The sequence below is a fragment of the Roseateles sp. genome (assembly GCF_039595295.1).
Lineage (GTDB): Bacteria > Pseudomonadota > Gammaproteobacteria > Burkholderiales > Burkholderiaceae_C > Roseateles.
Genome location: NZ_JBCNLU010000020.1, coordinates 71,676 through 95,517 on the forward strand (window position 1 = coordinate 71,676; position 23,842 = coordinate 95,517).

The 23,842-nt window shown below is 69.1% G+C and carries 22 protein-coding genes and 1 tRNA gene; 6 read left to right on the top strand and 17 right to left on the bottom strand.

Annotated features, from left to right (window positions below; all coding sequences use genetic code 11):
* Positions 1-69: 69 nt before the first annotated feature.
* From glk to ABDW59_RS15565, 6 genes are all read right to left on the bottom strand, one after another.
* Positions 70-1,128, bottom strand: coding sequence for a glucokinase (gene glk, locus ABDW59_RS15540; RefSeq protein ID WP_343630745.1), 1,059 nt, complete (start codon positions 1,126-1,128; stop codon positions 70-72).
* A 116-nt stretch (positions 1,129-1,244) separates the two neighbouring features.
* A complete protein-coding gene (locus tag ABDW59_RS15545) occupies positions 1,245-2,639 on the bottom strand; it encodes a GH1 family beta-glucosidase (RefSeq protein ID WP_343630746.1) in 1,395 nt (464 codons plus the stop codon).
* Positions 2,640-2,674: 35 nt separating this feature from the next.
* Positions 2,675-3,553: a carbohydrate ABC transporter permease gene (locus ABDW59_RS15550; protein ID WP_343630747.1), complete on the bottom strand. Its 879-nt coding sequence runs from the start codon at positions 3,551-3,553 to the stop codon at positions 2,675-2,677.
* The gene (locus tag ABDW59_RS15555; protein ID WP_343630748.1) at positions 3,540-4,517 is read right to left on the bottom strand and encodes a sugar ABC transporter permease; all 978 of its coding nucleotides are present in this window, start codon (positions 4,515-4,517) and stop codon (positions 3,540-3,542) included. The genes ABDW59_RS15550 and ABDW59_RS15555 overlap by 14 nt, the downstream gene beginning before the upstream one ends.
* An 11-nt stretch (positions 4,518-4,528) precedes the next feature.
* A complete protein-coding gene (locus ABDW59_RS15560; protein WP_343630749.1) occupies positions 4,529-5,809 on the bottom strand; it encodes an extracellular solute-binding protein in 1,281 nt (426 codons plus the stop codon).
* An 11-nt stretch (positions 5,810-5,820) separates the two neighbouring features.
* Positions 5,821-8,268: a TonB-dependent receptor gene (locus tag ABDW59_RS15565; protein WP_343630750.1), complete on the bottom strand. Its 2,448-nt coding sequence runs from the start codon at positions 8,266-8,268 to the stop codon at positions 5,821-5,823.
* Between the two features lie 364 nt (positions 8,269-8,632).
* Between ABDW59_RS15565 and ABDW59_RS15570 the strand changes: the two genes are divergently transcribed.
* Positions 8,633-10,189, top strand: a complete 1,557-nt coding sequence (locus tag ABDW59_RS15570) for a tryptophan halogenase family protein (RefSeq protein WP_343630751.1) — start codon at positions 8,633-8,635, stop codon at positions 10,187-10,189.
* An 18-nt stretch (positions 10,190-10,207) separates the two neighbouring features.
* Here the strand turns inward: ABDW59_RS15570 and ABDW59_RS15575 are convergent, their stop codons facing one another.
* From ABDW59_RS15575 to ABDW59_RS15600, 6 genes are all read right to left on the bottom strand, one after another.
* Positions 10,208-11,278, bottom strand: coding sequence for a LacI family DNA-binding transcriptional regulator (locus tag ABDW59_RS15575; RefSeq protein WP_343630752.1), 1,071 nt, complete (start codon positions 11,276-11,278; stop codon positions 10,208-10,210).
* Between the two features lie 113 nt (positions 11,279-11,391).
* Positions 11,392-11,476: transfer RNA gene (locus tag ABDW59_RS15580), tRNA-Leu, on the bottom strand.
* 50 nt (positions 11,477-11,526) lie between these two features.
* Positions 11,527-12,966, bottom strand: a complete 1,440-nt coding sequence (locus ABDW59_RS15585; RefSeq protein WP_343630753.1) for an FAD-binding oxidoreductase — start codon at positions 12,964-12,966, stop codon at positions 11,527-11,529.
* The gene (locus ABDW59_RS15590) at positions 12,960-14,054 is read right to left on the bottom strand and encodes a DUF1338 family protein (RefSeq protein WP_343630754.1); all 1,095 of its coding nucleotides are present in this window, start codon (positions 14,052-14,054) and stop codon (positions 12,960-12,962) included. The genes ABDW59_RS15585 and ABDW59_RS15590 overlap by 7 nt, the downstream gene beginning before the upstream one ends.
* Complete coding sequence (locus ABDW59_RS15595) at positions 14,047-15,552, bottom strand: aldehyde dehydrogenase family protein (protein WP_343630755.1); 1,506 nt, start codon at positions 15,550-15,552, stop codon at positions 14,047-14,049. Before ABDW59_RS15595 ends, ABDW59_RS15590 begins: the two co-directional genes overlap by 8 nt.
* 14 nt (positions 15,553-15,566) lie before the next feature.
* A complete protein-coding gene (locus ABDW59_RS15600) occupies positions 15,567-16,661 on the bottom strand; it encodes a saccharopine dehydrogenase NADP-binding domain-containing protein (protein WP_343630756.1) in 1,095 nt (364 codons plus the stop codon).
* A gap of 180 nt (positions 16,662-16,841) precedes the next feature.
* On the opposite strand from ABDW59_RS15600, the gene ABDW59_RS15605 reads away from it, so the two are divergent.
* The 3 genes from ABDW59_RS15605 to ABDW59_RS15615 all read left to right on the top strand — a co-directional run bounded on the left by ABDW59_RS15605 (position 16,842) and on the right by ABDW59_RS15615 (position 17,882).
* Positions 16,842-17,321, top strand: a complete 480-nt coding sequence (locus ABDW59_RS15605) for an Lrp/AsnC family transcriptional regulator (RefSeq protein WP_343630757.1) — start codon at positions 16,842-16,844, stop codon at positions 17,319-17,321.
* Between the two features lie 156 nt (positions 17,322-17,477).
* The gene (locus ABDW59_RS15610; RefSeq protein WP_343630758.1) at positions 17,478-17,612 is read left to right on the top strand and encodes a hypothetical protein; all 135 of its coding nucleotides are present in this window, start codon (positions 17,478-17,480) and stop codon (positions 17,610-17,612) included.
* A 36-nt stretch (positions 17,613-17,648) separates the two neighbouring features.
* Positions 17,649-17,882 carry a hypothetical protein gene (locus ABDW59_RS15615; RefSeq protein ID WP_343630759.1) on the top strand — a complete coding sequence of 78 codons (234 nt, stop codon included), beginning with the start codon at positions 17,649-17,651 and terminating at the stop codon, positions 17,880-17,882.
* 95 nt (positions 17,883-17,977) lie between these two features.
* On the opposite strand, the gene ABDW59_RS15620 is transcribed toward ABDW59_RS15615, so the two are convergent.
* The 5 genes from ABDW59_RS15620 to ABDW59_RS15640 form a co-directional block, all read right to left on the bottom strand.
* Positions 17,978-18,877, bottom strand: coding sequence for a hypothetical protein (locus ABDW59_RS15620; protein WP_343630760.1), 900 nt, complete (start codon positions 18,875-18,877; stop codon positions 17,978-17,980).
* Between the two features lie 60 nt (positions 18,878-18,937).
* Complete coding sequence (locus ABDW59_RS15625; RefSeq protein ID WP_343630761.1) at positions 18,938-19,810, bottom strand: ABC transporter ATP-binding protein; 873 nt, start codon at positions 19,808-19,810, stop codon at positions 18,938-18,940.
* Positions 19,807-20,157, bottom strand: coding sequence for a GntR family transcriptional regulator (locus tag ABDW59_RS15630; RefSeq protein ID WP_343630762.1), 351 nt, complete (start codon positions 20,155-20,157; stop codon positions 19,807-19,809). Before ABDW59_RS15630 ends, ABDW59_RS15625 begins: the two co-directional genes overlap by 4 nt.
* A gap of 137 nt (positions 20,158-20,294) precedes the next feature.
* Positions 20,295-21,671 carry a heavy metal sensor histidine kinase gene (locus tag ABDW59_RS15635; RefSeq protein WP_343630763.1) on the bottom strand — a complete coding sequence of 459 codons (1,377 nt, stop codon included), beginning with the start codon at positions 21,669-21,671 and terminating at the stop codon, positions 20,295-20,297.
* A 17-nt stretch (positions 21,672-21,688) separates the two neighbouring features.
* Positions 21,689-22,384, bottom strand: coding sequence for a heavy metal response regulator transcription factor (locus tag ABDW59_RS15640; RefSeq protein WP_343630764.1), 696 nt, complete (start codon positions 22,382-22,384; stop codon positions 21,689-21,691).
* A gap of 119 nt (positions 22,385-22,503) precedes the next feature.
* Between ABDW59_RS15640 and ABDW59_RS15645 the strand changes: the two genes are divergently transcribed.
* Positions 22,504-23,115 (top strand): DUF308 domain-containing protein, encoded by a 612-nt coding sequence (locus ABDW59_RS15645; RefSeq protein WP_343630765.1) that lies wholly within the window; start codon positions 22,504-22,506, stop codon positions 23,113-23,115.
* Positions 23,116-23,220: 105 nt separating this feature from the next.
* Positions 23,221-23,733 carry a DUF6484 domain-containing protein gene (locus ABDW59_RS15650; protein ID WP_343630766.1) on the top strand — a complete coding sequence of 171 codons (513 nt, stop codon included), beginning with the start codon at positions 23,221-23,223 and terminating at the stop codon, positions 23,731-23,733.
* Positions 23,734-23,842 lie beyond the last annotated feature (109 nt).

Here is a 23,842-nt window from a genome sequence, read left to right on the forward strand (position 1 = left end):
CATAGCCCCTCTCCCGCTGCGCGGGAGAGGGGTTGGGGTGAGGGCCGTGGCACACCAGAGCCCCGGCCCTCAATGCGTCGGCAAGTCCCTGTCCAACGCTCGCCCCGCTCCCAGCAACGCCGCCTGCTCCGTCTCATGCACGACGAAGGTCGGGATGGCCCGCAGATACGAGGTCAACCGTCCCGCCGACTCGAACCGCGCCCGGAACGGGCTGCGATCAAACCATTCCCCCAGTCGCGGCACGATGCCCCCGCCGATGTACATCCCACCGCGAGCCCCCAAGGTCAGCGCGACATTCCCCGCGACATCGCCCAGCAACGCGCAGAACATCGTCACCACCTCGCTGCTGAAGGGTTCCCCCGCCAAGGCCGCCGCCGTGATCGCCGGCGCGCTGCGCCCTTCCCCCGGCGCGAGCTTCAACCCGCGCAGCTCCGCCAAGGCCGTATAGAGGTTCTCCAACCCCGGCCCCGACACCGCGCGCTCCGCCGACACATGACCGAAGCGGCGATGCAACAGATCCAGCACCGCGCGCTCCTCCGGATCGTAGGAAGCGAGCGTCGCATGCCCGCCCTCACCGGCGAGTGCCACCGGCGTCCCGCCGCCCTCCGACGGCAGCAGACCCGACACCCCGAGTCCCGTCCCCGGCCCCACCAATCCCATCGCCGCGCCTGCGACCGCCTCGCCGCCGCCGACGCGCCGCGTGGACCGCGGCCCCATCGCCGGCAGCACCGGCAGCGACAGCGCCAAGGCCGCGAAGTCGTTGATCACCAGCAGCCGCTCCGCCCCGAGCGCCGATTGAAGCGCGCGCGTCGAGAAGCTCCAGTGGTGATTGGTCATCCGCACGTGATCGCCGGTGACCGCCGTCGCGATGCCGATCGCGCAGCGCCTGGGCGTGGGCAAGCCCTCGCGATGCAGGTGATAGAAGATCGCGTCGGCCAGCGAATCGAAGTCCCGGCAGACATAGCGCGCCACATGCGACAGCGGCGACGTCGCGTCCTCCTGACTCGCGAAGCGCACCTGCGTCCCGCCGACGTCCACCAGAAGGCGCTGCGGCGCGTCGCTGCGCGGCGGCATCTCGATGCCCGACGCCGCACCGTGATCCCCGCCGTGATCCACGCCCTGCCCCATGCCGTCCACTCCTTGTCGCTCGTACCGCGCCGGCGGGCGTTGCTGCCCGCCATGCGCGAAAGCCCAAGATGTTGCCACGGTCCGGTCTCGCTGCCCGGAAGGGATCCCCGCGCCGCTCAGGGCCGCGCGGCCTTGAACGCGCCGATCATGTCGCGATACCAGTGCGCGCTGTCCTTGGCCAGTCGCTGCTGCGTCGCGTAGTCGACGTGGAAGAGACCGAAGCGCTTCTCGTAGCCGGAGTTCCACTCGAAGTTGTCCAGCAAGCTCCAGTAGAAGTAGCCCCGCACGTCCGCGCCCAGCGCCACCGCCTGCGCCAGCGCCTCCAGATGGCCGCGCAGATAGGCGATGCGCTGCGCGTCCGGGACGCGGCCGTCGACGATGCTGTCCGCGTTGGCCATGCCGTTCTCGGTGATGTAGATGGGCGGCGGCGTGTACTCGCGGCTGATGCGCAGCAGATGCTGGGTCAGCGCCTGCGGATAGATCTCCCAGCCCATATCGGTGAAGCCCAGCTCCCCGGGCGGGGTCACGAATTGCTGCCGACCGTTGAGCACGCTGCGGGTGTAGAAGTTGACGCCCAGGAAGTCCAGCGGCTGCTGGATCAGCGCGAGGTCGCCAGCCTCCATGACCGGCGCGTCGGCGCCCAGGTGCTCGACGATGTCGGCCGGGTACTGGCCGCGGAACACCGGGTCCATGTACCAGCGCACGTTGGTGCCGTCGTCGATGCGCGCGGCGCGGCGGTCCTCCTCGTTCAGCGGATCGGCGGGGAACGAGGGCGTGTGGTTGAGCACGATGCCCAGTTGGGCCTTGGACCCGACCGCGCGCATCGCCTGGATCGCGGCGCCATGCATCATCAGGAGGTGGTGCGAGACCTGATAAGCCTCCGCGCGATTCGTGTGACCGGGCGCGAACTGCGCGGTCTCGTAACCCAGCGTGGCCGAGCACCAGGGCTCGTTCAGCGTGGCGATGGTGGACAGCCGATCGCCGAAGCGGCGCGCGATCTCGGCGGCGTACTCGGCGAACAGCGGCACCACCTCGCGCGACAGCAGCCCGCCGATCGATTCATCGAGCGCCTGCGGCAGGTCCCAGTGATAAAGCGTCGCGTTCGGCCGGATGCCGGCCTCGAGCAGCGTGTCGATGAGCCGGTCGTAGAAGGCGAAGCCCGCTTCGTTCCAGGCGCCGCGGCCCTGCGGCTGCACCCGCGGCCAGGCGAAGGAGAAGCGGTAGGCCTCCAGGCCCAGCCACTGCATCAGCTTCACGTCCTCGGGATAGCGGCGGTAATGGTCGCAGGCCACGTCGATGTTGGACGCGTCCTTGATGCGGCCCGGCTGGGCGCAGAAGCGGTCCCAGATGGACTCGCCCTTGCCGTCCTCGCGGGCGGCGCCCTCGATCTGCGCGGCGCTGGTCGCGGAGCCCCATTCGAAGCCCGCGGGCAGCGACTGGATCAGGGTCTGGAAAGTGGCGGTGTCGGCGGCGGGGTTGGCGTCGTTCGCGTGCATGGTGGCGGAGGTCATCGAGGATGTCATGGAGAGGCGGGGCGTGACGCGGCTCAGCCGCGGACCGCTCCCGAGGTGAGCCCGGCGACAAGCCGCCGGGCGCTGAAGAAGTAGGCGACGAGCAGCGGCAGCATTGCGATGGCGCTGCCCATCATGAGCGCGCCCCACTCGGTGTTGTTGGGCGCCTGCATCGAGCGCAGCGCCAGCGGCAGGGTGTAGTTCTCCGCCGAGCGCATCACCACCAGCGGCGCGACGAAGTTGTTCCAGCTGGCGATGAAGGTGATCAGGCCCAGCGTGCCCAGCGCCGGCCGCAACAGCGGCAGCACGATGCTCCAGAAGATGCGCAACTCCCCGCAGCCGTCGATGCGCGCGGCGTCCAGCAGGTCATGCGGGATCGCGGAGCCGATGTACTGGCGCATCAGGAAGATGCCCAGCGCGCTGGCGGCCGCCGGCACGTAGAGCGCGCGCGGCGTGTCTATCCAGCCCAGCGCGTCCATCACCATGAAGCTCGGGATCATGTGCAGAAAGCCGGGCAGCATCATCGAGCCCAGCACCACCGCGAAGAGCGCGCGCTGGAAGCGGAAGCGGTAGATCGCGAAGGCGTAGCCGGCCAGCGAGCACAGCAGCAGGTTGAGCACCGTCGTCATCGTGGCGACGTACAGGCTCATGCCCAGGTTGCGCCAGAAGGGCAGGCGTTCTTCCAGAAGCCGCAGGTTGGACGCGGCCGCGTCGCCGACCCACAGCGGCGGCGGCGTGTTGAAGATCTCGGTGCGGCCGTGCGTCGCGAAGACGAAGGTGAAGTACAGCGGCGCCACCAGCACGATCGCGCCGCCGATCACCAGCAGCCAGGCGATCACCGTCGACGCCGGCACGGGGCGGCGGCGACGCGGCGTCAGGAGGCGCGGCGCGGGCAGCGAGTCAGCGCGCGACATCGGTGCCTCCCTGGCGGCCGCGGCCTTTGCGTGAGGATCCGGATTCGCGCCCGAAGAGCTTGGCGTTGAGCCAGGTCAGCGCGGCGATCAGCACGAACATCAACCACGACACCGCCGACGCGGTGCCGAAGTCGCCGTCCGAGAACGCGGTCCGGTACATGAAGATCGCGCTGGTCATCACCGACGAGGCCACGCCCTTCTCGCCGTCGACCAGGATGAAGGGCTCCTCGAAGAGCTGCAGGTTGCCGATCAGCGTCAGCGTCACCGCGAAGAACATCATCGGCTTGAGCAGCGGCAGCGTGATGTGCCGGAACTGCTGCCACTCGCCGGCGCCGTCGATGGTGGCGGCCTCGTAGAGGTCCTTGTCGATGACCTGCAGCGCGGACAGGTAGAGCACGACGTTCCAGCCCAGGTAGCGCCAGAACACGACGAACGCGACCGCTGGCCGCGTGTAGTCCGCGTCGCCCAGCCAGTCGATGCCGCCGTCCTTCATCGCCTGCAGCGAGGCCAGCGGGCTGCCGAGGAAGGGGATGCGGGTGAGCTCGGACAGCGCGGCGTTGATCAGGCCGTAGTCCTTGGAATAGAGCGTGCTGAAGATCAGCGCGATCGCGACGCTGGAGGTGATGTAGGGGATGAAGTACGCGCCGACCAGCAGGTCGCGGCCATGCTTCACCCGCCGATGGATGAAGAAGGCGAGCGGCACCGCGACCAGGTGCTGCGGCAGGCCCGAAACCAGCGCGAACCATGCGGTGTTGATCAGCGAATCGTGAAACCACGGATCGGTGAGCGCGTACCAGTAGTTCTCCAGCCCGACCCAGTGCATGGTGTGCAGGCCCTCGGCGGGATTCCATTGCTGCAGCGAGAGATAGATCGAGAACAGCAGCGGGAAGGCCGAGAAGACCAGGAAGAGCGCGAAGAAGGGCGCGATGAACAGGTAAGGCGCGGCGCGACGGGGCAGTCTCATGATGGGACTTCTCAGCGGCGGCGCGCGCGGCGCTCGATCAGCGCGCGAGCGTCCTGCAGGGCCGCGGCGATGTCCTTGCCGCGGGCGATGACGCGTTCGAACTCGTCGCGGATGATCTGCGTCGCGATCGCGTCGAAGCGGTTGACCGGAATGGCGGGAATGCGGCGCGCGGTGTCGCGCCACAGCTGCCGTGCGCGCTGGCCGCCGAGGAAGGCGATGGGCTCGTCCATCACCGCGTCGTCGTAGGTCGCGCGCATCGCGGGGAAGCTGTCCAGCACCTTCAGCGACTGCAGCTGCACCTGCGCGTCCGCGCTCATCAGGCGGATGAAATCCCAGGCGGCGGTCTTGTTGGCGGCCTTCTTGGGGATCGCATAGAACGAGCCGCCGAAGGCCGCCTGCACGCCGCCCGGCAGCGGCGCCGAGCGCCACAGGCCCGCCGTTTCCGGCGCGACCCAGTTGCGCAGCTGTCCGACCAGCCAGGCGCCCATCATCTGCGTGGCGATGCGGCCCTGCTTGAAGCCGGCGGCCCAATCATTGGTCCAGGCGATGGCGCGCGCGTCCAGGCCGGCCCGGCGCGCGGCGCGGCCCAGCTCGAAGGCGCGGCGGAAGCGCTCGGAGTCCACCAGCACGCGCCCCTCGGCATCGAAGTACAGGCCCTCGCCGTCGCGCAGTCCTTGGCGCAACGCGATGTCGCGCAGGTCGGCGGCGTCGGCCATCAGGTAGGCGCCGGTGGCCTTGCGGATGCGCTGGCCGGCGGAGAGGTAGGCGTCCCAGTCGCGGGTGATCTCGGCCTCGCTCACGCCGGCCTTGTCCAGCAGGTCCTTGCGGTAGATCAGCGTGCCGGGGCCGATGTCGGCGGGGATCGCGACCTGCGCGCCGTTCGGACCCACGCCTTGCGCGAGGGCGAAGCGGACGTAATCGTCCGCGTGCTCGGCCGCGCGATACGGCGGCGGATTCAGGTCGACGAAGCCGCCCGAACCGGCGAACTTGCCGATGTAGCGCAGGTCGATGGCCATCACGTCGGGCAGACCCGAGCCGGTCGCCAGCGCCGTCGTCATCGACAGGTGGTGGTCCGAGTACTGCATCGACAGGATCTTGAGCTCGACCTCCGGATGCAGCGCGCGCCAGCGGGGCGCGGCCGCGATCGCGGCGCGGTCGAGATCGGGAAAGGTGGCGACGCGCAGCACCGAGGTCGGCGCGCGCGTCGCGGCTCGTGCCGCGCCGGGCACGGCGGCCACCAGTCCGGCGGTCAGCAGCGCGCAGGCCGTCGTCCGCCGGTTCAGGTGGCCCATGGTCAGGTCGATCAGAAGTTGTAGCCGGCGTTCACGCCGATGGTCCGGGGCGGCGCGTACTGGGCGGTCCAGATCGCGTTCGGATAAGTCCCGGCGCTGCCCGCGCTGGTCTTGATCTTCTCGTCCGAGACGTTGCGCACGAAGGCGTCCACGTACCAGTTCTTCTTCGACGTGTAGCGCACGCTGATGTCGGCCGTCGAGTAGGCCTTCTGACGGTCGCCGTCGCCGAAGTTGAAGACCGACAGCCAGTTGGCCGTCTGGTAGTGGTAGCTGATGCGCGGCGCCACCGAGTCCCCGTTGGACAGCGGGAAGGTGTGCTCGTACATCACTTGCAGCGCGAACTTCGGCGCGTGCGGCAGCGTGTTGCCGGTGACGTTCAGGCAGTTGCCGCCCAGCGTCGCGTCGAAGCACGGGGGCAGCGCGTAGTCGTTGGACGCCGCCACCAGCGCCCCCAGCTTGGTCTTGGTGTACGAGGCCGAGACCGACAGCTTGTCGTCATTGGTGATCAGCACCGAGCTCTCGACTTCCAGGCCCGAGACCTTCGCGCCCTCGGCGTTGGAGTAAGCGAACTCGCGGTTGCCGTTGACCATCACCGGCGCGCTGAACTGGAAGTCCTTGAACTTCATGTGATACGCGCTGACGTTCAGCGTCATCCGTCCGTCCAGCAGCGAGGTCTTGTAGCCGACCTCGTAGTTGGTCAGCGACTCGGGGCCGTAGGGCCGACCGTTGTCGCCGGTGCCGCCGGACTTGTAGCCGGTGGACACGCTGGCGTAGGCCATCGCGTTCTTGCTCAGGTCGTAGGTCGCGCGGGCCAGCCAGGTGGTCTTGCTGCCGGTGTAATGCGCGTCGTTGATGTTGCCGGCCTGGTAGCCGTTGGCCGGATCGCTCGGGTCGATGGTCGGGTTCAGCGGGATCTGCGGCGCGGCCGGGTTGCCGGCCCAGGTCCAGCCGCGACCGCCGATGTTCTTGCGGTCGTCATGCGTGTAGCGCAGGCCGCCGGTCAGGTGCAGCGCCTCGCTCGCGTTCCAGGTCGCCTGGCCGAAGACGGCCTTGGAATCGACGGTCTCCTTGGGCTGGATGAAGGATCCCTGCCAGCTCACGGTGCCCTGCTGGGTGCCGTTCATGATGGGGATGTCGAAGCGGATGCCGTTGTCCTCGGCCGCGTAGTACAGCCCCAGCACCCAGTCGATGGCCTGCTTCTGCGTGCTCTGCAGCGTGACCTCGTGGCTCTGGCTGCGGTAGCTGGTCCACACCGTGTTGTTGGCCTGGTAGGGGCCGCCGGTGGTGAAGCTGGTCGGGGTGTTGACGCCGAAGTCCTGGTCGTAGGTGCCCGATCCCTTGAAGTGGGTGTAGCCCGCGACGTAGGCCAGCGCCATGCCGCTGAAGTCGTATTCCATCCGGCTGCGGATGGAGGTCGAGTCCCGCTTGAGCGAGGGCGCGGTGTCGATCAGCGCGGACCAGAACTTCTCGCCGGCGCGCGGCGTCTGCATCAAGCTCATCGACGGCGTGCCGCGGTCGGCGAACTGCTCCAGCGACAGGTCCCAGCGGAAGTCCTGGCTGGGCTTGAACAGGAAGCTCAGGCGCGCGGCGGTCTGGTCCTGCGCGTTGTACTTCTGCCCGCCCAGGACGAACAGGTTGTAGTTGATCGGCTGGAATGGCGGCAGGTTGCCCGCCGTGTTGGCCGCGTTGTAGGCGGCCTGCTGCTGCGCCAGGCTGTACTGCGTCGGCTTCTGGTAGCTGACGTAGCCGTCGTGCTGCTCGTGGATGAAGGCCACGCGCGCCGCCAGCGTGTCGCTCAGCGGGATGTTCAGCGCGCCCTTCACGCCCAGGCGGTTGTAGCTGCCGATGCCGCCCTCGACGTAGCCGGAGTTGTCCTTCAACACCGGCTTGGCCGTCTTCATGTTGATGGTGCCGACGGTGGAGTTGCGGCCCCACAGCGTGCCTTGCGGGCCGCGCAGCACTTCCACGCCGTCCAGGTCGAACAGCATGGTGGCGGCGCCTTCGGGACGCGGCGCGAAGACGCCGTCGACGAAGAGCGCGACCTCGGGGTCGGCGTACTCGGTCTTGGCGGAGTCGTTGCCGATGCCGCGCAGCGTGATGCTGACGATGCCGTGGTCGCCCTGCCCCGTCCCCTGCATCGAGGGCACCAGGTTGAAGACGTCCAGCAGGTTCTGCACGTGGGCGTCGTCCAGGGTGGACGAGCTGATCGCGGTCACGGCGATCGGGGTCTTCTGCAGCGAGGTGGCGCGCTTGGTCGCGGTCACGACGACCTGCGGCAGCGCCTTGGAGTCCTTGCCGTCCGCGGCGGCGGCGGTGCTGGCGGCGGGCGGGGCGTCGGCCTGCGGCGCCGGGGCCTCGGCGCTCTGCGCGTGGACGCTGCCCGCCACGAGGGCGAGCACCGCGAGCTGGACGGGAGTGGCCAGGCCAAGGCGCGGCCGGCGGGGCGATCGATCGGTCATGTTGTCTCCTAAGGGGCTTTTCGAAACAAAGCTCTGTACGGGGCGTCGATGCGTTCGACGTTCCTCGACTCTTCTCGACTTCTTCTGGACGTTCGAGCCGGCGCGGTCAGCCCGCGCGGCGACGCCGTTCTTGTCATTTGAGCGGATGGTAGGCAAGGCATGACAACGTTGTCAACGGCTGGACTGACATCGTTGTCATTTTGCTCATCGAGATTTACCCGTAGTGCCGGGAAGCCCCATTGCGACGGAGGATTCGCGACGCGGGAGCGCGTGGCGGCACGCCGTCGGCGCCACCTTCCGCACCCCATCACATCGAGCCGGCGCCGCCTCGCGCGGCCGTCGGCCAGGACCAGGAGACCAGGTCATGACAGCAGTCCGGGACGTTCTCATCGTCGGCGGCGGCACCGCCGGCTGGCTCACCGCCGCCTTCCTCGCCAAGCAGCTCGGCACCGCGCACGGCGGCATCCGCGTCACGCTGGTGGAGTCCAGCGACCTCGGCATCATCGGCGTCGGCGAGGGGACCTTTCCCTCCATTCGCGGGACGCTCGCGGCCATCGGCATCAGCGAGGCGCGTTTCCTCGAGGCCTGTTCGGCGACCTACAAACAGGGCATCCGATTCGAGCATTGGGTGCGCGAGCCCGGCGCGGCCGGCGCCGATCACTACTTCCATCCGTTCAGCCTGCCGAGCCAGCGCCCCGGCGCGCCGGAGCTGCTGCCCTACTGGCTGATGGGCGAGGCGGGACAGGGTCGCGCGTTCGCCGAGGCGGTGACGCTGCAGAAGGCGGTCGTCGATGCGCGACATGGCCCCAAGCGCGCCAGCGACGGCGACTTCATGGGGCCGCTGAACTACGCCTATCACTTCGACGCCGGCCGCTTCGCGGCGCTGCTCGCCGAGCAGGGACAGGCGCTGGGCGTGAAGCGCGTGATCGCGACGGTGGATCGCGTGGACCTCGATGAACGCGGAGCGATCGCGGCGGTGCACACGCAGGAGGCCGGTGCGCTGCGGGCGGATCTCTACATCGATTGCAGCGGCTTCCGCGCGCGGCTGATCGGAGAGGCGTTGGGTTCGCCCTTCAAGTCGATGAAGGACGTGCTCTTCGTCGACCGCGCGCTGGCGATGCAGGTGCCGTATGCGCGCGCGGATGCGCCGATCGCCTCGGTCACGATCGCGAGCGCGCAGCGCGACGGCTGGATCTGGGACATCGGACTGCAGGAGCGTCGCGGCATCGGCCACGTCTACAGCAGCCGCCATTGCGACGACGAGGACGCGGAGCGCGTGCTGCGCCGCTATGTCGGACCGGCGGGCGACGCGCTGACGCCGCGCAAGCTGATGCTCAACATCGGCTATCGGGAGACGCAGTGGGTCCACAACTGCGTGGCGGTGGGACTGTCGGGCGGCTTCCTGGAGCCGCTGGAGTCCTCGGGCATCGGGCTCATCGAGACGGCGGCGTATCTGGTGGCGCAGCTCTTCCCCTTCGACGGCGAGATGGCCCCGGCGGCGCGACACTTCAACGCCTTCATGCGCGAGCGCTATGCGCGGATCGTCGACTTCATCAAGCTGCATTACGCGCTGACGCAGCGGACCGACACGGCGTTCTGGCGGGACAACGCGGATCCGGCCAGTTTCACGGACACGCTGAAGGACAAGCTCGCGATGTGGCGCAGCCGGCCGCCGCAGCGGTTGGACTTCATCACCGACGTGGAGATGTACCTGCCGGCCAGCTGGCAATACGTGCTCTACGGGATGGAGTTCAAGACGGAGCTGGGCGCGGCGAAGGCGGCGCTGACGCGCGCGGAAGAGGCGCGGCGGGAGTTCCAGACCATCGCGCAGCTGGGGTCGCATGCGATCCGGGATCTGCCGACGCATCGCGGGCTGATCGAGCAGATGCTCGGGCGGGGCGGGATGGCGAAGGCGGCGTAAGACCACCTCCCGGGATCCTCAACCTTTCTTCGGCCGGGCCGTGGACTTCGCGCCCAGCGCGGCCGTGGAGTCCCGCACCACCAGCTCGTGCGGGAGCACGCGGTGGCGGGACTTCGACTCCTCCCCTTCCGCGGCTTCGGCATCGCGCGGCGAGCCGACGAGCAGCTCCACGGCGGCGCGCGCCATGTCGTCCATCGGTTGGCGCACCGTGGTCAGCGGCGGCCACACGCGCGCGGCGGCGGGCGTGTCGTCGAAGCCGGCGATGGAGAGATCGCCCGGCACCGCCAGACCCAGACGCTGCGCGGCGGCCAGCACGCCCAGCGCCATCTCGTCGTTGCTCGCGAAGACGGCGGTCGGGCGCTGGCGGCGGCTCAGCAGCTGATAGGCGGCATCGACGCCGGTGTCGAAGGTGAAGTCGCCCTGGACGACGAGGTCCTTGTCCAGCGCGATCTTGTGGGCCTTGAGCGCGGCCGCGTAGCCTTGATACCGTCGCTTGGAGGCGACCTGGTCCTTCGCGCCCTTGATGATCGCGATGCGCGTGTGGCCCAGGCTGATCAGCAGGTTGGTGATCTCCTCGGCCGCATGCACATCGTCCATGCGGACGCTGGGGTGCTCGGGATCGTCGGCGGCGGGGGAGATCAGCACGCAGGGGGTCTGGCTCTCCTGCAGCGCGGCCAGGACCTGCGGGTTGTCGCACAGCGGCGGGGTCAGGATCATGCCGTCAGGGCGCAGCGCCGAGACCATGCGGTCGACCTGCATCGGCAGGTCGGGGGCGTCGTTGTGCAGGGACTCGACGACGAGGTGGTAGCCCGCCTCGCGGCAGCGCAGCGTCGCGCCTTGCTGGACGCCGCCGACGAAAGCCGCCGACGGGTCGTAATACAGCAGGCCGATGAGGAAGGAGCGACCGCCGGCCAGACTGCGAGCGGATTGCTTCGGTCGGTATTTGAGATCCGCGACGACCTTCAGCACCGCCTCCCGCGTATCGCTGTGGACGCCTGGCTCCTGATTCAGAACCCGGGAGACCGTCTTGATGGAAACGCCCGCTTCGCGCGCGACGTCAATGATGGTGGCGGGTTTCGGTGGTGGCATGGAACGGATCAAAAGCTCGTTCGACTTTGCCACAGCGTCGGCCATTCGGGAGAGGGAGAGCACGGAGCGCCGCGCCAATGAGAAAAGCCGGCGAGAAGCCGGCTTTTCATATTTGGTGCCCAGGAGAGGACTCGAACCTCCACGGAGTTACCCGCTAGTACCTGAAACTAGTGCGTCTACCAATTCCGCCACCTGGGCTTTCAGGATTTGTCTCCGTCACAACTTGCGTTGCAGCGAAGAATTGGACTTTAGCACGGTTTTGAATCTTGGCAAGCACTTTCGCCTGCCCAAACCACTTTGCCCATACGAGCGTGCGCATCCCACAACTTCTGTACGCGACCCGCCCAATCCAGGATTCCCGGCTCCACCCGCGCCCAATGCGCGCGATACGCCGCCTGCAGCTGAGGCCCGACCCCATGCTCCGCGCTGATGGAGCCGCCCAGCTCCGCGACCAGCGCATAGAGCCCCTCGCGCAGGGTCAGTTCTTGCGCGGCCGTCAGCGGCCCGGCTTCCACCGGCCACACCATGTTGAAGTGCATGCCGCCGTCGCCCAGATGGCCGAAGTCGGCCAGCCGTACCTGCGGGAAGTGCTCGGCCAGCAAGGCAGCCCCGCGTTCCCGGAAGGCCATGAAGTGCCGCCGCGGCAATGAGAGGTCGAGCCCGATCACCTTGCCCTGCACCCGCAGCCCCTCGCTGATGCGATGGCGCAGTCCCCAGATCGCCTCGTCGGCGTCGAGAACGGCATCCCGCACCCGGCCCGATTCGAATTCCGCTTCCAGCCAGCCTTGCAGCAGTCCGTTCAGATCCAGCTGATCCGCGGGCAGCTCGCTGCTGAGCTCGATGAGCATCGCGTAGTCCGGCAACTGTCCGTCGAACCAACGTGCCAGGTCTTGCCCATGCAGCCCGGCCTCCAGCGCCGCGCGGCTGATGCCCTCGAAAGCGGACACCAGCACGCCCCAGCGCTGCATCACCTCGGCGTAAAGCGGGAAGACCTCGCCCAACGCCGACGGCGCCACCAGCGCGACCGCGCGTTGACGCGGCAAGGGCGCGAGCTTGATCGTGACCTCGCTCACCAGCCCCAGGCTGCCCGAGGAGCCGATGAACAGCTGCCCCAGCGCCAGCGCCGAGTTGTCCTTCTGCAAGCCTTGTCCGAGACGCAAGACCTGACCCGCCGGCTCGGGCAGCACGACCTCCAGCGCCAGCGTGTTGGCCCGCACATCGCCGTAGCGCAGCATCCGTGTGCCGCCGGTGTTGTGCGCGACCATGCCGCCGATCGAGGGATCTGCGCTCAGGTCAACCGGGAACCAGAGCCCGTGCGGCGCCAGACGCTCATTGATGTCGGAGAGCTTGAAGCCCGCCGACACGCGCAGCGTGCGGTCCAGCAGGTCCAGCTCGAAGACCTGACGCAGGCGCTCGGTGCTGAGCAGCACCTCGCCGGCCGCGTCATCGGGCGTGCCGGCGCGGACCAGACCGGTATGCGCGCCTTGCAGCACGATGCGCAGCCCGTGCGCCGCCGCCAGGCGGATCACGCCGGCCGCTTCATCGCGCGATCCGGGCCGCACCAGCGCGGCCGCCTGGCCGACGGCATAGCGAGCGGGTTGCAGGAAGCGCGGCTCGATGGCCGCGCCGTCCTGCACGAAGGCGTCGCCGCACAGGGCGCGCGCCTCGGCCAGGAACTCGCTCAGCACGCGGCGGCCTCGCCCGCGGCGTCGGCGGTACCCGCATCCTTCGCGGCGCCGGCCGTCATCTTGAAGATGCCGGTCGCGTTGCCCGCGTCGAAAGCCAGATCCAGCGCCCCCGACGCATCCAGCGGCGCGCGCTGGATGAATTCGTGGAAGCTGCCCGGGACCTCCAGCATCACGCGCTGGCCGCGGTCCTGGAACTCGCGCATCACGCGCGCGGCCTTGAACGCGGTCTGACGCACGCGGCCGGTGGCCGAGGTCTCGATCGCATCCTTCACCGGGCGCTTGAGCGCCCGCTGACGCGCGACCACCGCCTCGATGTCGGCGACGCGATCGGTCGCGTGGTTGAACGCGTTGCCCTCGGTCGAGATCCAGGCCATCTCCGCCGACTCCCTCAGCAGCCGCTGATAGTCGTCCGCCTCGAAGAGCCCATGCTGACGTGCGAAGCAGCCGATCAGCTTGGGCAGCAGCGCGGCGGCGGCTTCGGTCGGCAGATCGCCGTCGCGGGCGAGGTGTTCCAGCGTCGCCAGATCCGCCGGCGACAGCGGATCGACCGAGCTCCCCAGCACGCGCGTGACCGCGTCCTGGAACTCGGACGAGAAGCGCTCCGGATGCAGCTCGGAGACGAAGAACTGGGCGATGTCCTCGGGGAAGTCGGCGTGACGCCAGGCGCGGCCGGTCATCTTCAGACGCGGCAGCGGATAGACCGCGGCCATGCTGAAGCCCAGCGGACGCAGCACCCGCGTGATCGCGGCCTCGCCCGGCGGCAGCTGGCCCGAGGGCCAGGCCACCGTGCGCAGCGCGCCGTGGTCGAAGACCAGCTGCGCGCCGTCGCGCTGCAGATCGGCGACGTAGGCCGCCGCCATCGGCACGCGCTGCGTGACGTCCAGGAACAGCGCCATGTTCAGCGCCTGCGCCAGCTCGGCGCGCGTCACGCGCTCGCCCAGCGGGCGCAGCAGCGACGGCACCACGTCCAGTCGCGCGAACGCGGCGCGGGCCGCGGCGTCGTCCAGCGCACTGCTCAGCAGATGGAACAGGCCGGAGCCGGCCGCCGCGTCGACGCGGCGCTTCAGGTCGGACGCCGCCTCAGACATCGAACTTCACGCCCTGCGCCAGCGGCAGCTCGCGCGAGTAGTTGACCGTGTTGGTCGTGCGGCGCATGTAGGCTTTCCACGCGTCGGAGCCGGACTCGCGGCCGCCGCCGGTTTCCTTCTCGCCGCCGAAGGCGCCGCCGATCTCCGCGCCCGAGGTGCCGATGTTGACGTTGGCGATGCCGCAGTCGGAGCCGCTCGCGCTGACGAAGGTCTCGGCCTCGCGGATGTCGTTGGTGAAGATCGCCGAGGACAGGCCTTGCGGCACGTCGTTCTGCAGCGCGATGGCCTCGTCCAGAGTCTTGTACTTCAGCGTGTACAGGATGGGCGCGAAGGTCTCGTGCTTGACGATGTCCGTCTGCGCCGGCATGCGGGCCAGCGCGGGCGCGGCATAGAAGGCCTCCGGATACTGCTGCGCCAGGGCGCGCTCGCCGCCGGTGACCTCGCCGCCCTGCTCGCGCGCCGCGGCCAGCGCCGCCTGCATCGCGTCGAAGGCGGCCTTGTCGATCAGCGGGCCGATCAGGTTGCCGGGCTCGACCGGGCTGCCGATCTTGAGCTGCCCGCGGGCGCGCTCCAGGCGGGCGACCAGCTCGTCATGGATGGACTCGTGGGCGATGACGCGGCGCGTCGTCGTGCAGCGCTGGCCGGCCGTGCCGTAGGCGCCGAACAGGATGCCGCGCACGGCCAGGTCCAGGTCGGCGCTGGGGGTCACGATGATGGCGTTGTTGCCGCCCAGCTCCAGCAGGCAGCGGCCGAAGCGCGCGGCGACGCGCGGGCCGACCGCGCGGCCCATGCGGGTCGAGCCGGTGGCCGAGACCAGCGCCACGCGGGCGTCGTCGACCAGGGCCTCGCCGACGGCGGCGCCGCCGTTGAGCACTTGCGACAGATGCGCGGGCGCGCCGGCATAGCGGGCAACGGCCTTCTCGAACAGCGCCTGCGTGGCCAGGGCCGTGAGCGGGGTCTTCTCGCTGGGCTTCCAGATGCAGGTGTCGCCGCAGACCAGGGCCAGGGCGGAGTTCCAGGCCCAGACCGCGACCGGGAAGTTGAAGGCCGAGATGATGCCCACCACGCCCAGCGGCAGGTACTGCTCCATCATGCGGTGGCCGGGGCGCTCGCTGGCGATGGTCAGGCCGTGCAGCTGGCGCGACAGACCGACGGCGAAGTCGCAGATGTCGATCATCTCCTGCACCTCGCCCTCGCCTTCGCTGGTGACCTTGCCGGCCTCCAACGACACGAGGCGGGCCAGCGCGGACTTGTTGGCGCGCAGCTCCTCGCCGAACAGGCGGACCAGCTCGCCCCGCTTGGGCGCGGGCACGGTGCGCCACTGCAGGAACGCGGCCTGCGCGCGCGTGATCGCGGCGGACATGTCGGCCGCCTTGGCCTCATGGACCGCGCCGATCACGGCGCCGTCGATGGGGCTGCGGACGGTCATCGAGCCGCCGGTCACGGCGGCGGCCGGCACGCCCAGGGCGGCCAGCAAATCGGTGGTGGTGGAAGTCATCGCGGGATTCTCCTTCAGCCGATCGATTCGACCTGGCGCGACTGCTGATAGGCGCGTCCGAAGCGGTTGGCAAGGAAGTCCGGCAGCGCGACTTCTTCCTGACGGATGAAGCCCTTCTGCGGCAGCTTGCCTTCGCGGAACAGGTCGACCGCGGCGCAGATGCCGGCGGCGGTGGTGATCTGGATGGCCGACAGCGGTTGCGCGCCGTCGCGCTCGGCGAAGATCTTGCGGGCGAAGACTTCCTGCATCAGCACGCCCTTCTTCATGCCCGACACGGTCACGAAGACCAGCACCACGTCCTGCATGGTCGCGGGCATGCTCTTGCGCATGATGTCCTTGAGCTTCTCCTGATCGCTCTTGAGCGCCAGGTCGTCCAGCAGGAACTTCATCAGGTCGCGGTGTCCCGGGTAGCGGACCGTCTTGTAGTCCAGGTCGCGGACCTTGCCGTCCCAGGTCTCGCACAGCGTGCCCAGACCGCCGGAGGTGTTGAAGGCCTCGTACTCGACGCCGTCCAGCGAGAAGTGCTCCAGCCCTTCCAGCGGCAGCGCGGCGATGGACGCGCCGTCATGGATGGCTTCGCAGGGGTGGCAGTACTCGTTGATCAGGCCGTCGACGGACCAGGTCAGGTTGTACTTCAGCGCGTTGGTCGGGAAGGCCGGCAGCGCGCCCACGCGCATCTTCACGTCCTGCAGCGAGTCGAAGCTCTTGGCCAGGTGGTGGGCGACGATGCCGATGAAGCCCGGCGCCAGGCCGCATTGCGGCATGAAGGCGGTCTTGGCGCCTTCGGCGATGCGCTTGATCTCCTTGGTCGCGGCCACGTCCTCGGTCAGATCGAAGTAGTGGCAGCCCGCCTCCAGCGCCATGTGGGCGGCGGTGATGGCCAGGTGGTAGGGCAACGCGTTGACGACCACGTCGTTGCCGCGCAGCGCGGCGGCCAGCTGGGACTTGTCCTCGGTGTCGACGGTCTTGGTCGCCAGGCCGCGATCGGCCAGCAGCTTGAGCGCGCCGACGTTCTTGTCCATCACGGTGACCTGGTAGTCGCCGCTGCCCTGCAGCAGGGAAGCGATGGTTTGGCCGATGTGTCCGGCGCCCAGCAGTGCCACTTTCATGTCGTACTCCTTGTTCCTGATCGAATGGATCGGATTGATCGAATGGATGCGATGAGCCGCAGTCTCCCAATGCGCGCCGACGAAAGAAAGCACGAGTTCGACGAAAAACACTGCTATGGTGACGATTCGTCAGCCGATTCAGTCATTCCGGCGAAATCAAGGGTTTATCACTAGGCCGCCATGAACGCGAAGAAAGCCGCCCCCGAGTCCCACCCGACCGCCACGCTGCGCGACCGCATCGACCGCGACCTGATCGCGCTGCTGCAGGCCAACGCGCGCGAGAGCACCGCGGACCTCGCACGCAAGTTGGGCGTGGCCCGCACCACGGTGGTGGCTCGGCTGGCCCGATTGGAGGCCGATGGGCTGATCGCCGGCTATACGGTGCGACTGGGCGGGGAGGCGGTGGAGCGCGGCGTGCAGGCCTTCGTCGGCATCACGGTGCAACCGCGGGCCGGGCGCGAGGTGGTGAAGCGGATGTCGCGGCTGCCGGAGCTGCGGCAGCTTGCGTCGGTCAGCGGCGAGTTCGACTACATGGCCACGCTGCGGGCCGACAGCACGGCCAGGCTGGATGCGCTGCTCGACGAGATCGGCGAGATCGAGGGCGTCATCAAGACGCACACCTCGGTGCTGCTGGCGCTGCGGGTGGACCGGAGCGCTTGATTTCGCGGCGACGGCCGGGTGGTGGGCGACGGCGCGTCGCCCTTCATGCCAACTCGGTGAACGTGCGTAACTCCCGGTGACGGGGGATGGAGGTGGTCAACGCGCCAAGCTGGCACGCCGTTTGCACGGAGTCGTCGCCAGCATCAGGAGCGCACCATGATCAAGCCTGCCGTCAATGCCAATCACGCACAACCGATGGTCGTCGGTCTGAAGGCCGTGGCCGTCGTGGCCGTCGCCTGGGGAGCGATCTACCCGGCGCTGCTGTGGGGCCTGGGCGCCCTGCTGCCCTGAGCGGACGACGACATCCCGTCGCCACCGAGGTCCGCCATGAAAGCCCCCGCCCGCCTGAGCGGCTCCACGCCGCTCGCCCGCCCGGACAAGTCCCTGTCCGGCTCCTCCTCCGACTCCCCTCGCCATCCCTGGCGCCAGGCGCTGCTGCGCGTCGGCGGCGTGGTGATGGCCGCCCTGCTCGTCTGGGCCGTCGTCACCCTGCTCGACCGCGCCGAGGGCGACTTGCGCCTGGTCGCCGCGCCGACGGTCGCCACGACCCTGTCGGCTTGAGCCTCGCTTCATGCTTGCTTGATGCTCGCTTGACGCTCAATTGAGCCTCGCTTGAAGCACCGATCCGGGCCGAGGCCCGGATCTTTCGTTCCTGCTCAGAAGTTGCGGCGGCGTTGCTGCACCAGCAGCCAGAAGCAGAAGCCCGCCACCGCCAGACCGACGAAGAAGCGCGGCTGCATCGCCAGCTGGAGCGCGCTCAGCACATCGCCGCGGGCGCCGCTGGGGAAGCCGTAGAGCATCTCGTAGAAGTTGTCCAGGCTGAAGCCGCTCTCTTCGCGGGTCGGGAAGGCCAGGCTCTGACCGGCGAAGAGGACCGAGCGTCCCGCGCCGGCGATCTGCGCGCGCAGCGTCTCGGAGACCAGCAGCGCGGCGGGCTCGCCCTTGTAGATCTTGAGGAAGGCCGACACCGCGATCACCAGCAGCGGCGCGCCCCAGCGCTTGAGCCAGGCCGAGGCGGCCATCAGCGCCATCGCGATCGGCGAGAACCACAGGATGGCCAGCGTCAGGCCGACGCCCAGACGGATGACCAGCCAGACCGCGGCCTCGAAGACGGCGCCCCACTGCATCTGATGCAGCGAGGCGAAACCCAGTTCCCGGACCGACATCGCGACGCCGACGATGAGGCCGCCAGCCACCGCGACCGTCATCGCCACCAGGGGTGCGAGCAGGCCGTGAGCCAGCAGCGGAGCGGCGATGCTCGCGCCATGGCTGCCGGGCAGCGAGGCCCAGAACTCGATCGAGCGGTCTTGCGAGTCGCGACGGGCCATGCTCATCAGCATGTAGCCGCTGACGGCGAACATCAGCGCCAGCACCAGGCCCAGGGTCAGCGCGGTGGAGATCAGCGCCACCGGCTCGGGCGTGGGCACGTTCAGGCCCTCGACCTGGCTGAAGGGGACCAGCGCCAGCAGCACCAGCACCGGACCCAGGGTCAGGCCGATCCAGGACCGCCGGTATTGCAGCCACTCGCGCAGCAGCAGCGTGTTGAAGAGCTTCATGGGATGTCCTTGTTCTCTCTCGTATGGGGGACGGACCTCGAGCCGATCGGGCGCGGCGCCTCAGGCGCTGCGCGCCTCGTTCTCGGGCTTGCGCGTGAGCGCCATGAACAGGTCGACCAGGCTGGGCCGCATGCGCTGGCCCAGGTGGGCGACGGCTTCCGGCGCGACGCCGTCGAAGAGCGCGGCGGGCCGGCCCTGCAGGCGGTAGCGCAGCAGCGGGTGGACGGCGGCCACGGCCTCGGCGGCCTCCGCGTCATGCGACAGCGCGACGAAGCGCTCGTCCATCTCCGCCAGCGGGATGTTGAGCACCAGCCGACCCTCGTCCAGCATCATCACGTCGGACAGCAGCGACTCGACCTCCTCGACCTGGTGGGTGGAGATGATCACGCTGCGCTCGCCGTCGCACCACTCGTCGATGAGCATCTCGTAGAAGCTCTTGCGGGACATGACGTCCAGGCCGAGGGTCGGCTCGTCCAGGATCATCAGCTTGGCGTCGATGGCGGCGATCAGCGCCAGGTGCAGCTGCGTGACCATGCCCTTGGACAGGTGCTTGACGCGGTCGTTCTCGGCCACCGAGGTGCGCTTGAGCAGCTGGCGGGCGCGGTCGGCGGAGAAGCGCGGCTGCAGGCCGCTCATCAGGGTGATGAGCTCGGACACGCGGGCCCAGCGCGGTAGCACGGCGACGTCGGGGATGTAGCAGAGCGCGGTGAGCAGCTCGCTGCGGCTGGCGTGGGGGTCCAGGCCCAGCACGCGCAGCTCGCCCAGCGGGCGCTTGAGGCCGACCAGCGCTTTCATGAGCGTGGTCTTGCCGGCGCCGTTGTGGCCGAGCAGGCCGACGACGCGGCCGGCGGGCACGGTGAAGGACAGGTCCTGCAGGGCGGCCTTGCGTCCGTAGTTGATGCTGAGGTGCTTGGCCTCGATGAGCGTGTTCATGCGTCCTCCCAGGTCAGGTCCTTGGGGCCGAGGCCCAGGCGTCGGAGTTTCTCGCGCAGACGGGGCCATTCGTCCTCGAGGAACTGTTCGCGCTCGCTGCGCAGCAGCCGGATGCGAGCGCCGTCGCGGACGTACATGCCCAGGCCGCGGCGGCTCTCGAGCAGGCCGTCGTCGACGAGCGCCTGCAGGGCGCGGCTGACGGTGAGCGGGTTGATGAGATAGCGGCTCGCCAGCGTGCGCACCGAGGGGAGCGCCTCGCCTTCAGGCGGATCGCCGTCCAGCAGTTGCGCCGCCAGTTGATCGGCGAGCTGCTGATAGATCGGCGCTTGATCGTTCCAGCTGTGCATGTCGCGAGGCGCCGGAGCGCCGGTGTGTTGCTGATGTAGCACACCATAGCAACCCGCCCCGGTCCCGCCCAAGCCGGGGGCGACGAACTGCAGAAAAGGGGGGATGAGCCGGAGATGGGCCGGAGGTCGGCCTGAGATCAGCCAGGAAAGCGCAGCTCGAAGCGGATCACCCCACCGGCGGAGCACGACACCCGGGCCTCGCCCCGGTGCAGATCCATGATCGCCTTGACGATGGCCAGGCCCAGGCCGCTGGCGTCCGACGGCCGAGGACCGGTGGCGTCCGCCCGGTAGAAGCGGTCGAACAGGCGCTCCAGCTGTTCGGGCGGGATGACCGCCCCCTGGTTCTCGACCGCGATCAGCGCGCCGGATCCCGACGCCTCGCCGATCAGGCGCACCGTCGTGTCCGGACGGCTGTAGCGCAGCGCGTTGACCACCAGGTTGTGAAGGGCGCGCCGGACCAGCGGCCCATTGGCCACCGCGGTGCCGCCGCCCTGGATAGAGAAGCGCAAGCCCGCCTCCTCCGCCGGTCCCTCGAAGTAGTCGGCGATCCCCTGCAGCTCATCGGCGATGGCCAGCGGCGCGCGCTCGATGTCCAGCATCGCGTGATCGGCACGCGCGAGGAACAGCATGTCGTCCACGAGGTGGCTCAGCCGGCCCAGCTCCTCCAGATTCGACTCCAGCAGCTGCTGGTACTCGTCGGGACTGCGCGCACGGGTGAGCGCGACCTGCGTCTGCCCAATCAGCGCGCCCACCGGAGTGCGGATCTCATGCGCGAGATCGGCCGAGAACTGGGACAGCCGGTCGTAGCCCAGAGAGATCCGATCCAGCATCGCGTTGAACACGGTCACCATGTCCTTGAGCTCGCGCGGCACGTCGTGCTCGGGAAACCGGATGGAGAGATTGATCGGATGGATCTGCGCCGCCTGGTCCGCGACGCGACGCAGCGGCCGCAGCCCATGGCGCAGCGCCAGATAGACCAGCAGCACCGACACGGCGATCGACATCAGCGTGCTGCGCAGCACCTGGAAACGGCTCTCGTCGATCATCCGCATCTCGCTTTCGAGCGCGTGACCGGTCACGACCTCGACCAAGGTCCCGCCCTGCCCCACGCGCGCCAGTCCCGCGACCCAGTGCATTCGAGGCCCGTCCGTCGTGCGCAGCACATCGCGGGTCGTCATCCCCCGATCAGCGGGGACCGCGGTCAACGCCGCGGGCACCACCATGCCGGCGGGGTTGACCTCGGTGAACGCGCGCTCGCCCACGCGGCGCAAGAGCAGCACATCCGTCGACGCGCCCAGCAGCACCGCGAAGGTCGGCGACTGCCGCTCCAGATCCTGGACATCGCGTGCATCGGCGACCAGCTGCCGCAGGTGCTCGGCGCGACCGATCAGCTGATCGTCCGCGTGCGCGTTGATGGCGGACCGGGCGAAGAAGAAAAAGTAGCCGCCGAGCATGCCGGTCATCGCGCAGGCGATCAGCCCGCACACCACGGTCACCCGCAGCGCGAGCGACAAGGAACGCCATCCGCCCCTCATGTCTCGGCCGCGTCCGGGTCCGCGGGCGCCTCGCCGAAGGCGTAGCCGACATGGCGCACCGTGTGGATGAGCGGTGTCGCGAAGGGACGGTCGACCTTGTCCCGCAGCCGCTTGATGGCGACGTCGACCACGTTCGTGTCGCTGTCGAAATTCATGTTCCAGACCTGCGAGGCGATCAACGTGCGCGACAGCGCCTCGCCCTGATGCTTCACCAGCAGATGCAGCAGCAGGTACTCCTTGTTGGTCAGCGTGATCTCCACGCCCTCGCGCGTGACCTTGCGCCGCAGCGCGTCGAGCTTGAGGTCCGCGACCTGATATTGGTCCGGGTCCGCGACGACGCCGCGCCGCATCAGCGTGCGGATGCGCAGGGCCAGCTCGATGAAGGAGAAGGGCTTGACGAGGTAATCGTCGGCGCCCAGCTCCAGGCCCCGGATGCGGTCGCTCAGCTGATCGCGGGCGGTCAGGAAGATCACGCGCACGTCGCCCTTCTCACGCAGCGCCGGCATGATCTGCCAGCCGTTGATCCCGGGCAGCGAGACGTCCAGGATGACCAGGTCATAGGCCTGGCTCAGCGCCATGTGCAGGCCGTCGCGCCCGCTGCGCGCCAGGTCGACCGCGTAGCCGCTCTCGCGCAGCCCCTTCTTCAGGTAATCGCCCGTCTTGGGATCGTCCTCGATGACCAGGATCTTCATGCGCGGCGATTCTGCGCCCGCGTCGCGAGCCTCGCATGACGTTTTTGTCATCGACCTGTCACCCCTCGCCGGCCGGCGAGTTCCTACAGTCCTCACGACCGAAACCCCGATGTCTCCTCATGACCGACTCCATCGACACCGTCGCCTTCCACCAGGATCAGCAGCAACCACAACAGGAACGTGAGCAGGACCCAAGCCAGCATCGATGGCTCACCCGCTACTACCTGACGCGGGCGCTGTTCTCCGTGCTCTGGGTCGCCGCGGCGATCCTGATCGGCACCCGCTCGCCCGTCGTCGCGGCGCTGCTGCTGGTGCTCTATCCCGCCTGGGACGCCGCCGCCAACTGGGTCGACGCCAACGCCAGCGGCGGCTTGCAGGCCAACCGCACGCAGCGCGTCAACGTGTGGGCCAGCGGTCTGACGACCTTGGCCGTGGTGCTCGCGCTGACGTCGGGCATGCATGCCGTGCTCGCCGTCTTCGGCGACTGGGCGATCGCCTCGGGCCTGCTCCAGCTCGGGACCGCGCTGCGACGTTGGAAGACGCAAGGCGCGCAATGGGTCATGGTGCTGAGCGGCGCCCAATCCGCGCTGGCCGGCGGCTTCTTCATCGCGCAGTCCCGCATGCCGGCGACACCGTCGATCGCCAACGTCGCCGGCTATGCGGGCATCGGCGCGCTGTACTTCGCCCTCTCCGGCGTTTGGCTGCTGGCGCGTCATCGGCGCGCCGGATGACGCCGGATGACTTTCGTCATTCGCCCCGCCCCAAGGGCGATTCCACGGGGGCCTTCGTCGTAGCATCCCTGCTCGACCCCTGCAGCCCCTGCGGGCTTCATCGCCATGAAGCTGGACGACCTCAGCCCTCCGCCCTCGTTGATCGACGACTGGGCCTCGTCGGATCCGTCGACCTCGCCCCCCCGGCCGCGCGCCGGCGGCATCGTCGTGGGCCGGCTGCTCGGCCTGCTGGATCAGGGCCGCTCGCCGCTGGTCGCTTTCGACGGCCAGCCCATGCCCGGCGCGATGCCGGCCCGATGCAGCGTGGACCTGCGCCCCGCCCACATCGGCCAGTCCGTCATGATCGCCTTCGAGGACGACGACCCGCAGCGGCCCATCGTCTTCGGCGTGGTCCGCGGCGCGACCGGCTGGCCGCTGCCGGCCGTGCCCGGCCGCGTGCAGGTCAGCGCCGACGGCGAGCGCATGACCGTCGCCGCCACCAGCGAGCTGGTGCTGCGCTGTGGCCGCGCGATGCTGACCCTGCATGCCGACGGCCGCATCGTCATCCGAGGTGAAGAGATCCTCACCGACGCGACCGGCGCCAACCGCGTGCGCGGCGGCTCGGTGCAGCTCAACTGAGCCCGCTCGGCGCCGAGTCACGGACGCATCGCATGCCGGCGGCCGCTCAGCAGATCCACTTCGGCTTCCGCCCCGCGGAGATCTCCGCGCTGGTCAACGCGCCGGTCAT

Bases quoted from the DNA above. Each gene is read 5' to 3' on its own strand.
- glk (WP_343630745.1), bottom strand. From the start codon at position 1,128: ATGGGGCAGGGCGTGGATCACGGCGGGGATCACGGTGCGGCGTCGGGC.
- ABDW59_RS15545 (WP_343630746.1), bottom strand. From the start codon at position 2,639: ATGACCTCCGCCACCATGCACGCGAACGACGCCAACCCCGCCGCCGAC.
- ABDW59_RS15550 (WP_343630747.1), bottom strand. From the start codon at position 3,553: ATGTCGCGCGCTGACTCGCTGCCCGCGCCGCGCCTCCTGACGCCGCGT.
- ABDW59_RS15555 (WP_343630748.1), bottom strand. From the start codon at position 4,517: ATGAGACTGCCCCGTCGCGCCGCGCCTTACCTGTTCATCGCGCCCTTC.
- ABDW59_RS15560 (WP_343630749.1), bottom strand. From the start codon at position 5,809: ATGGGCCACCTGAACCGGCGGACGACGGCCTGCGCGCTGCTGACCGCC.
- ABDW59_RS15565 (WP_343630750.1), bottom strand. From the start codon at position 8,268: ATGACCGATCGATCGCCCCGCCGGCCGCGCCTTGGCCTGGCCACTCCC.
- ABDW59_RS15570 (WP_343630751.1), top strand. From the start codon at position 8,633: ATGACAGCAGTCCGGGACGTTCTCATCGTCGGCGGCGGCACCGCCGGC.
- ABDW59_RS15575 (WP_343630752.1), bottom strand. From the start codon at position 11,278: ATGCCACCACCGAAACCCGCCACCATCATTGACGTCGCGCGCGAAGCG.
- ABDW59_RS15590 (WP_343630754.1), bottom strand. From the start codon at position 14,054: ATGTCTGAGGCGGCGTCCGACCTGAAGCGCCGCGTCGACGCGGCGGCC.
- ABDW59_RS15595 (WP_343630755.1), bottom strand. From the start codon at position 15,552: ATGACTTCCACCACCACCGATTTGCTGGCCGCCCTGGGCGTGCCGGCC.
- ABDW59_RS15600 (WP_343630756.1), bottom strand. From the start codon at position 16,661: ATGAAAGTGGCACTGCTGGGCGCCGGACACATCGGCCAAACCATCGCT.
- ABDW59_RS15605 (WP_343630757.1), top strand. From the start codon at position 16,842: ATGAACGCGAAGAAAGCCGCCCCCGAGTCCCACCCGACCGCCACGCTG.
- ABDW59_RS15610 (WP_343630758.1), top strand. From the start codon at position 17,478: ATGATCAAGCCTGCCGTCAATGCCAATCACGCACAACCGATGGTCGTC.
- ABDW59_RS15615 (WP_343630759.1), top strand. From the start codon at position 17,649: ATGAAAGCCCCCGCCCGCCTGAGCGGCTCCACGCCGCTCGCCCGCCCG.
- ABDW59_RS15620 (WP_343630760.1), bottom strand. From the start codon at position 18,877: ATGAAGCTCTTCAACACGCTGCTGCTGCGCGAGTGGCTGCAATACCGG.
- ABDW59_RS15625 (WP_343630761.1), bottom strand. From the start codon at position 19,810: ATGAACACGCTCATCGAGGCCAAGCACCTCAGCATCAACTACGGACGC.
- ABDW59_RS15630 (WP_343630762.1), bottom strand. From the start codon at position 20,157: ATGCACAGCTGGAACGATCAAGCGCCGATCTATCAGCAGCTCGCCGAT.
- ABDW59_RS15640 (WP_343630764.1), bottom strand. From the start codon at position 22,384: ATGAAGATCCTGGTCATCGAGGACGATCCCAAGACGGGCGATTACCTG.
- ABDW59_RS15645 (WP_343630765.1), top strand. From the start codon at position 22,504: ATGACCGACTCCATCGACACCGTCGCCTTCCACCAGGATCAGCAGCAA.
- ABDW59_RS15650 (WP_343630766.1), top strand. From the start codon at position 23,221: ATGAAGCTGGACGACCTCAGCCCTCCGCCCTCGTTGATCGACGACTGG.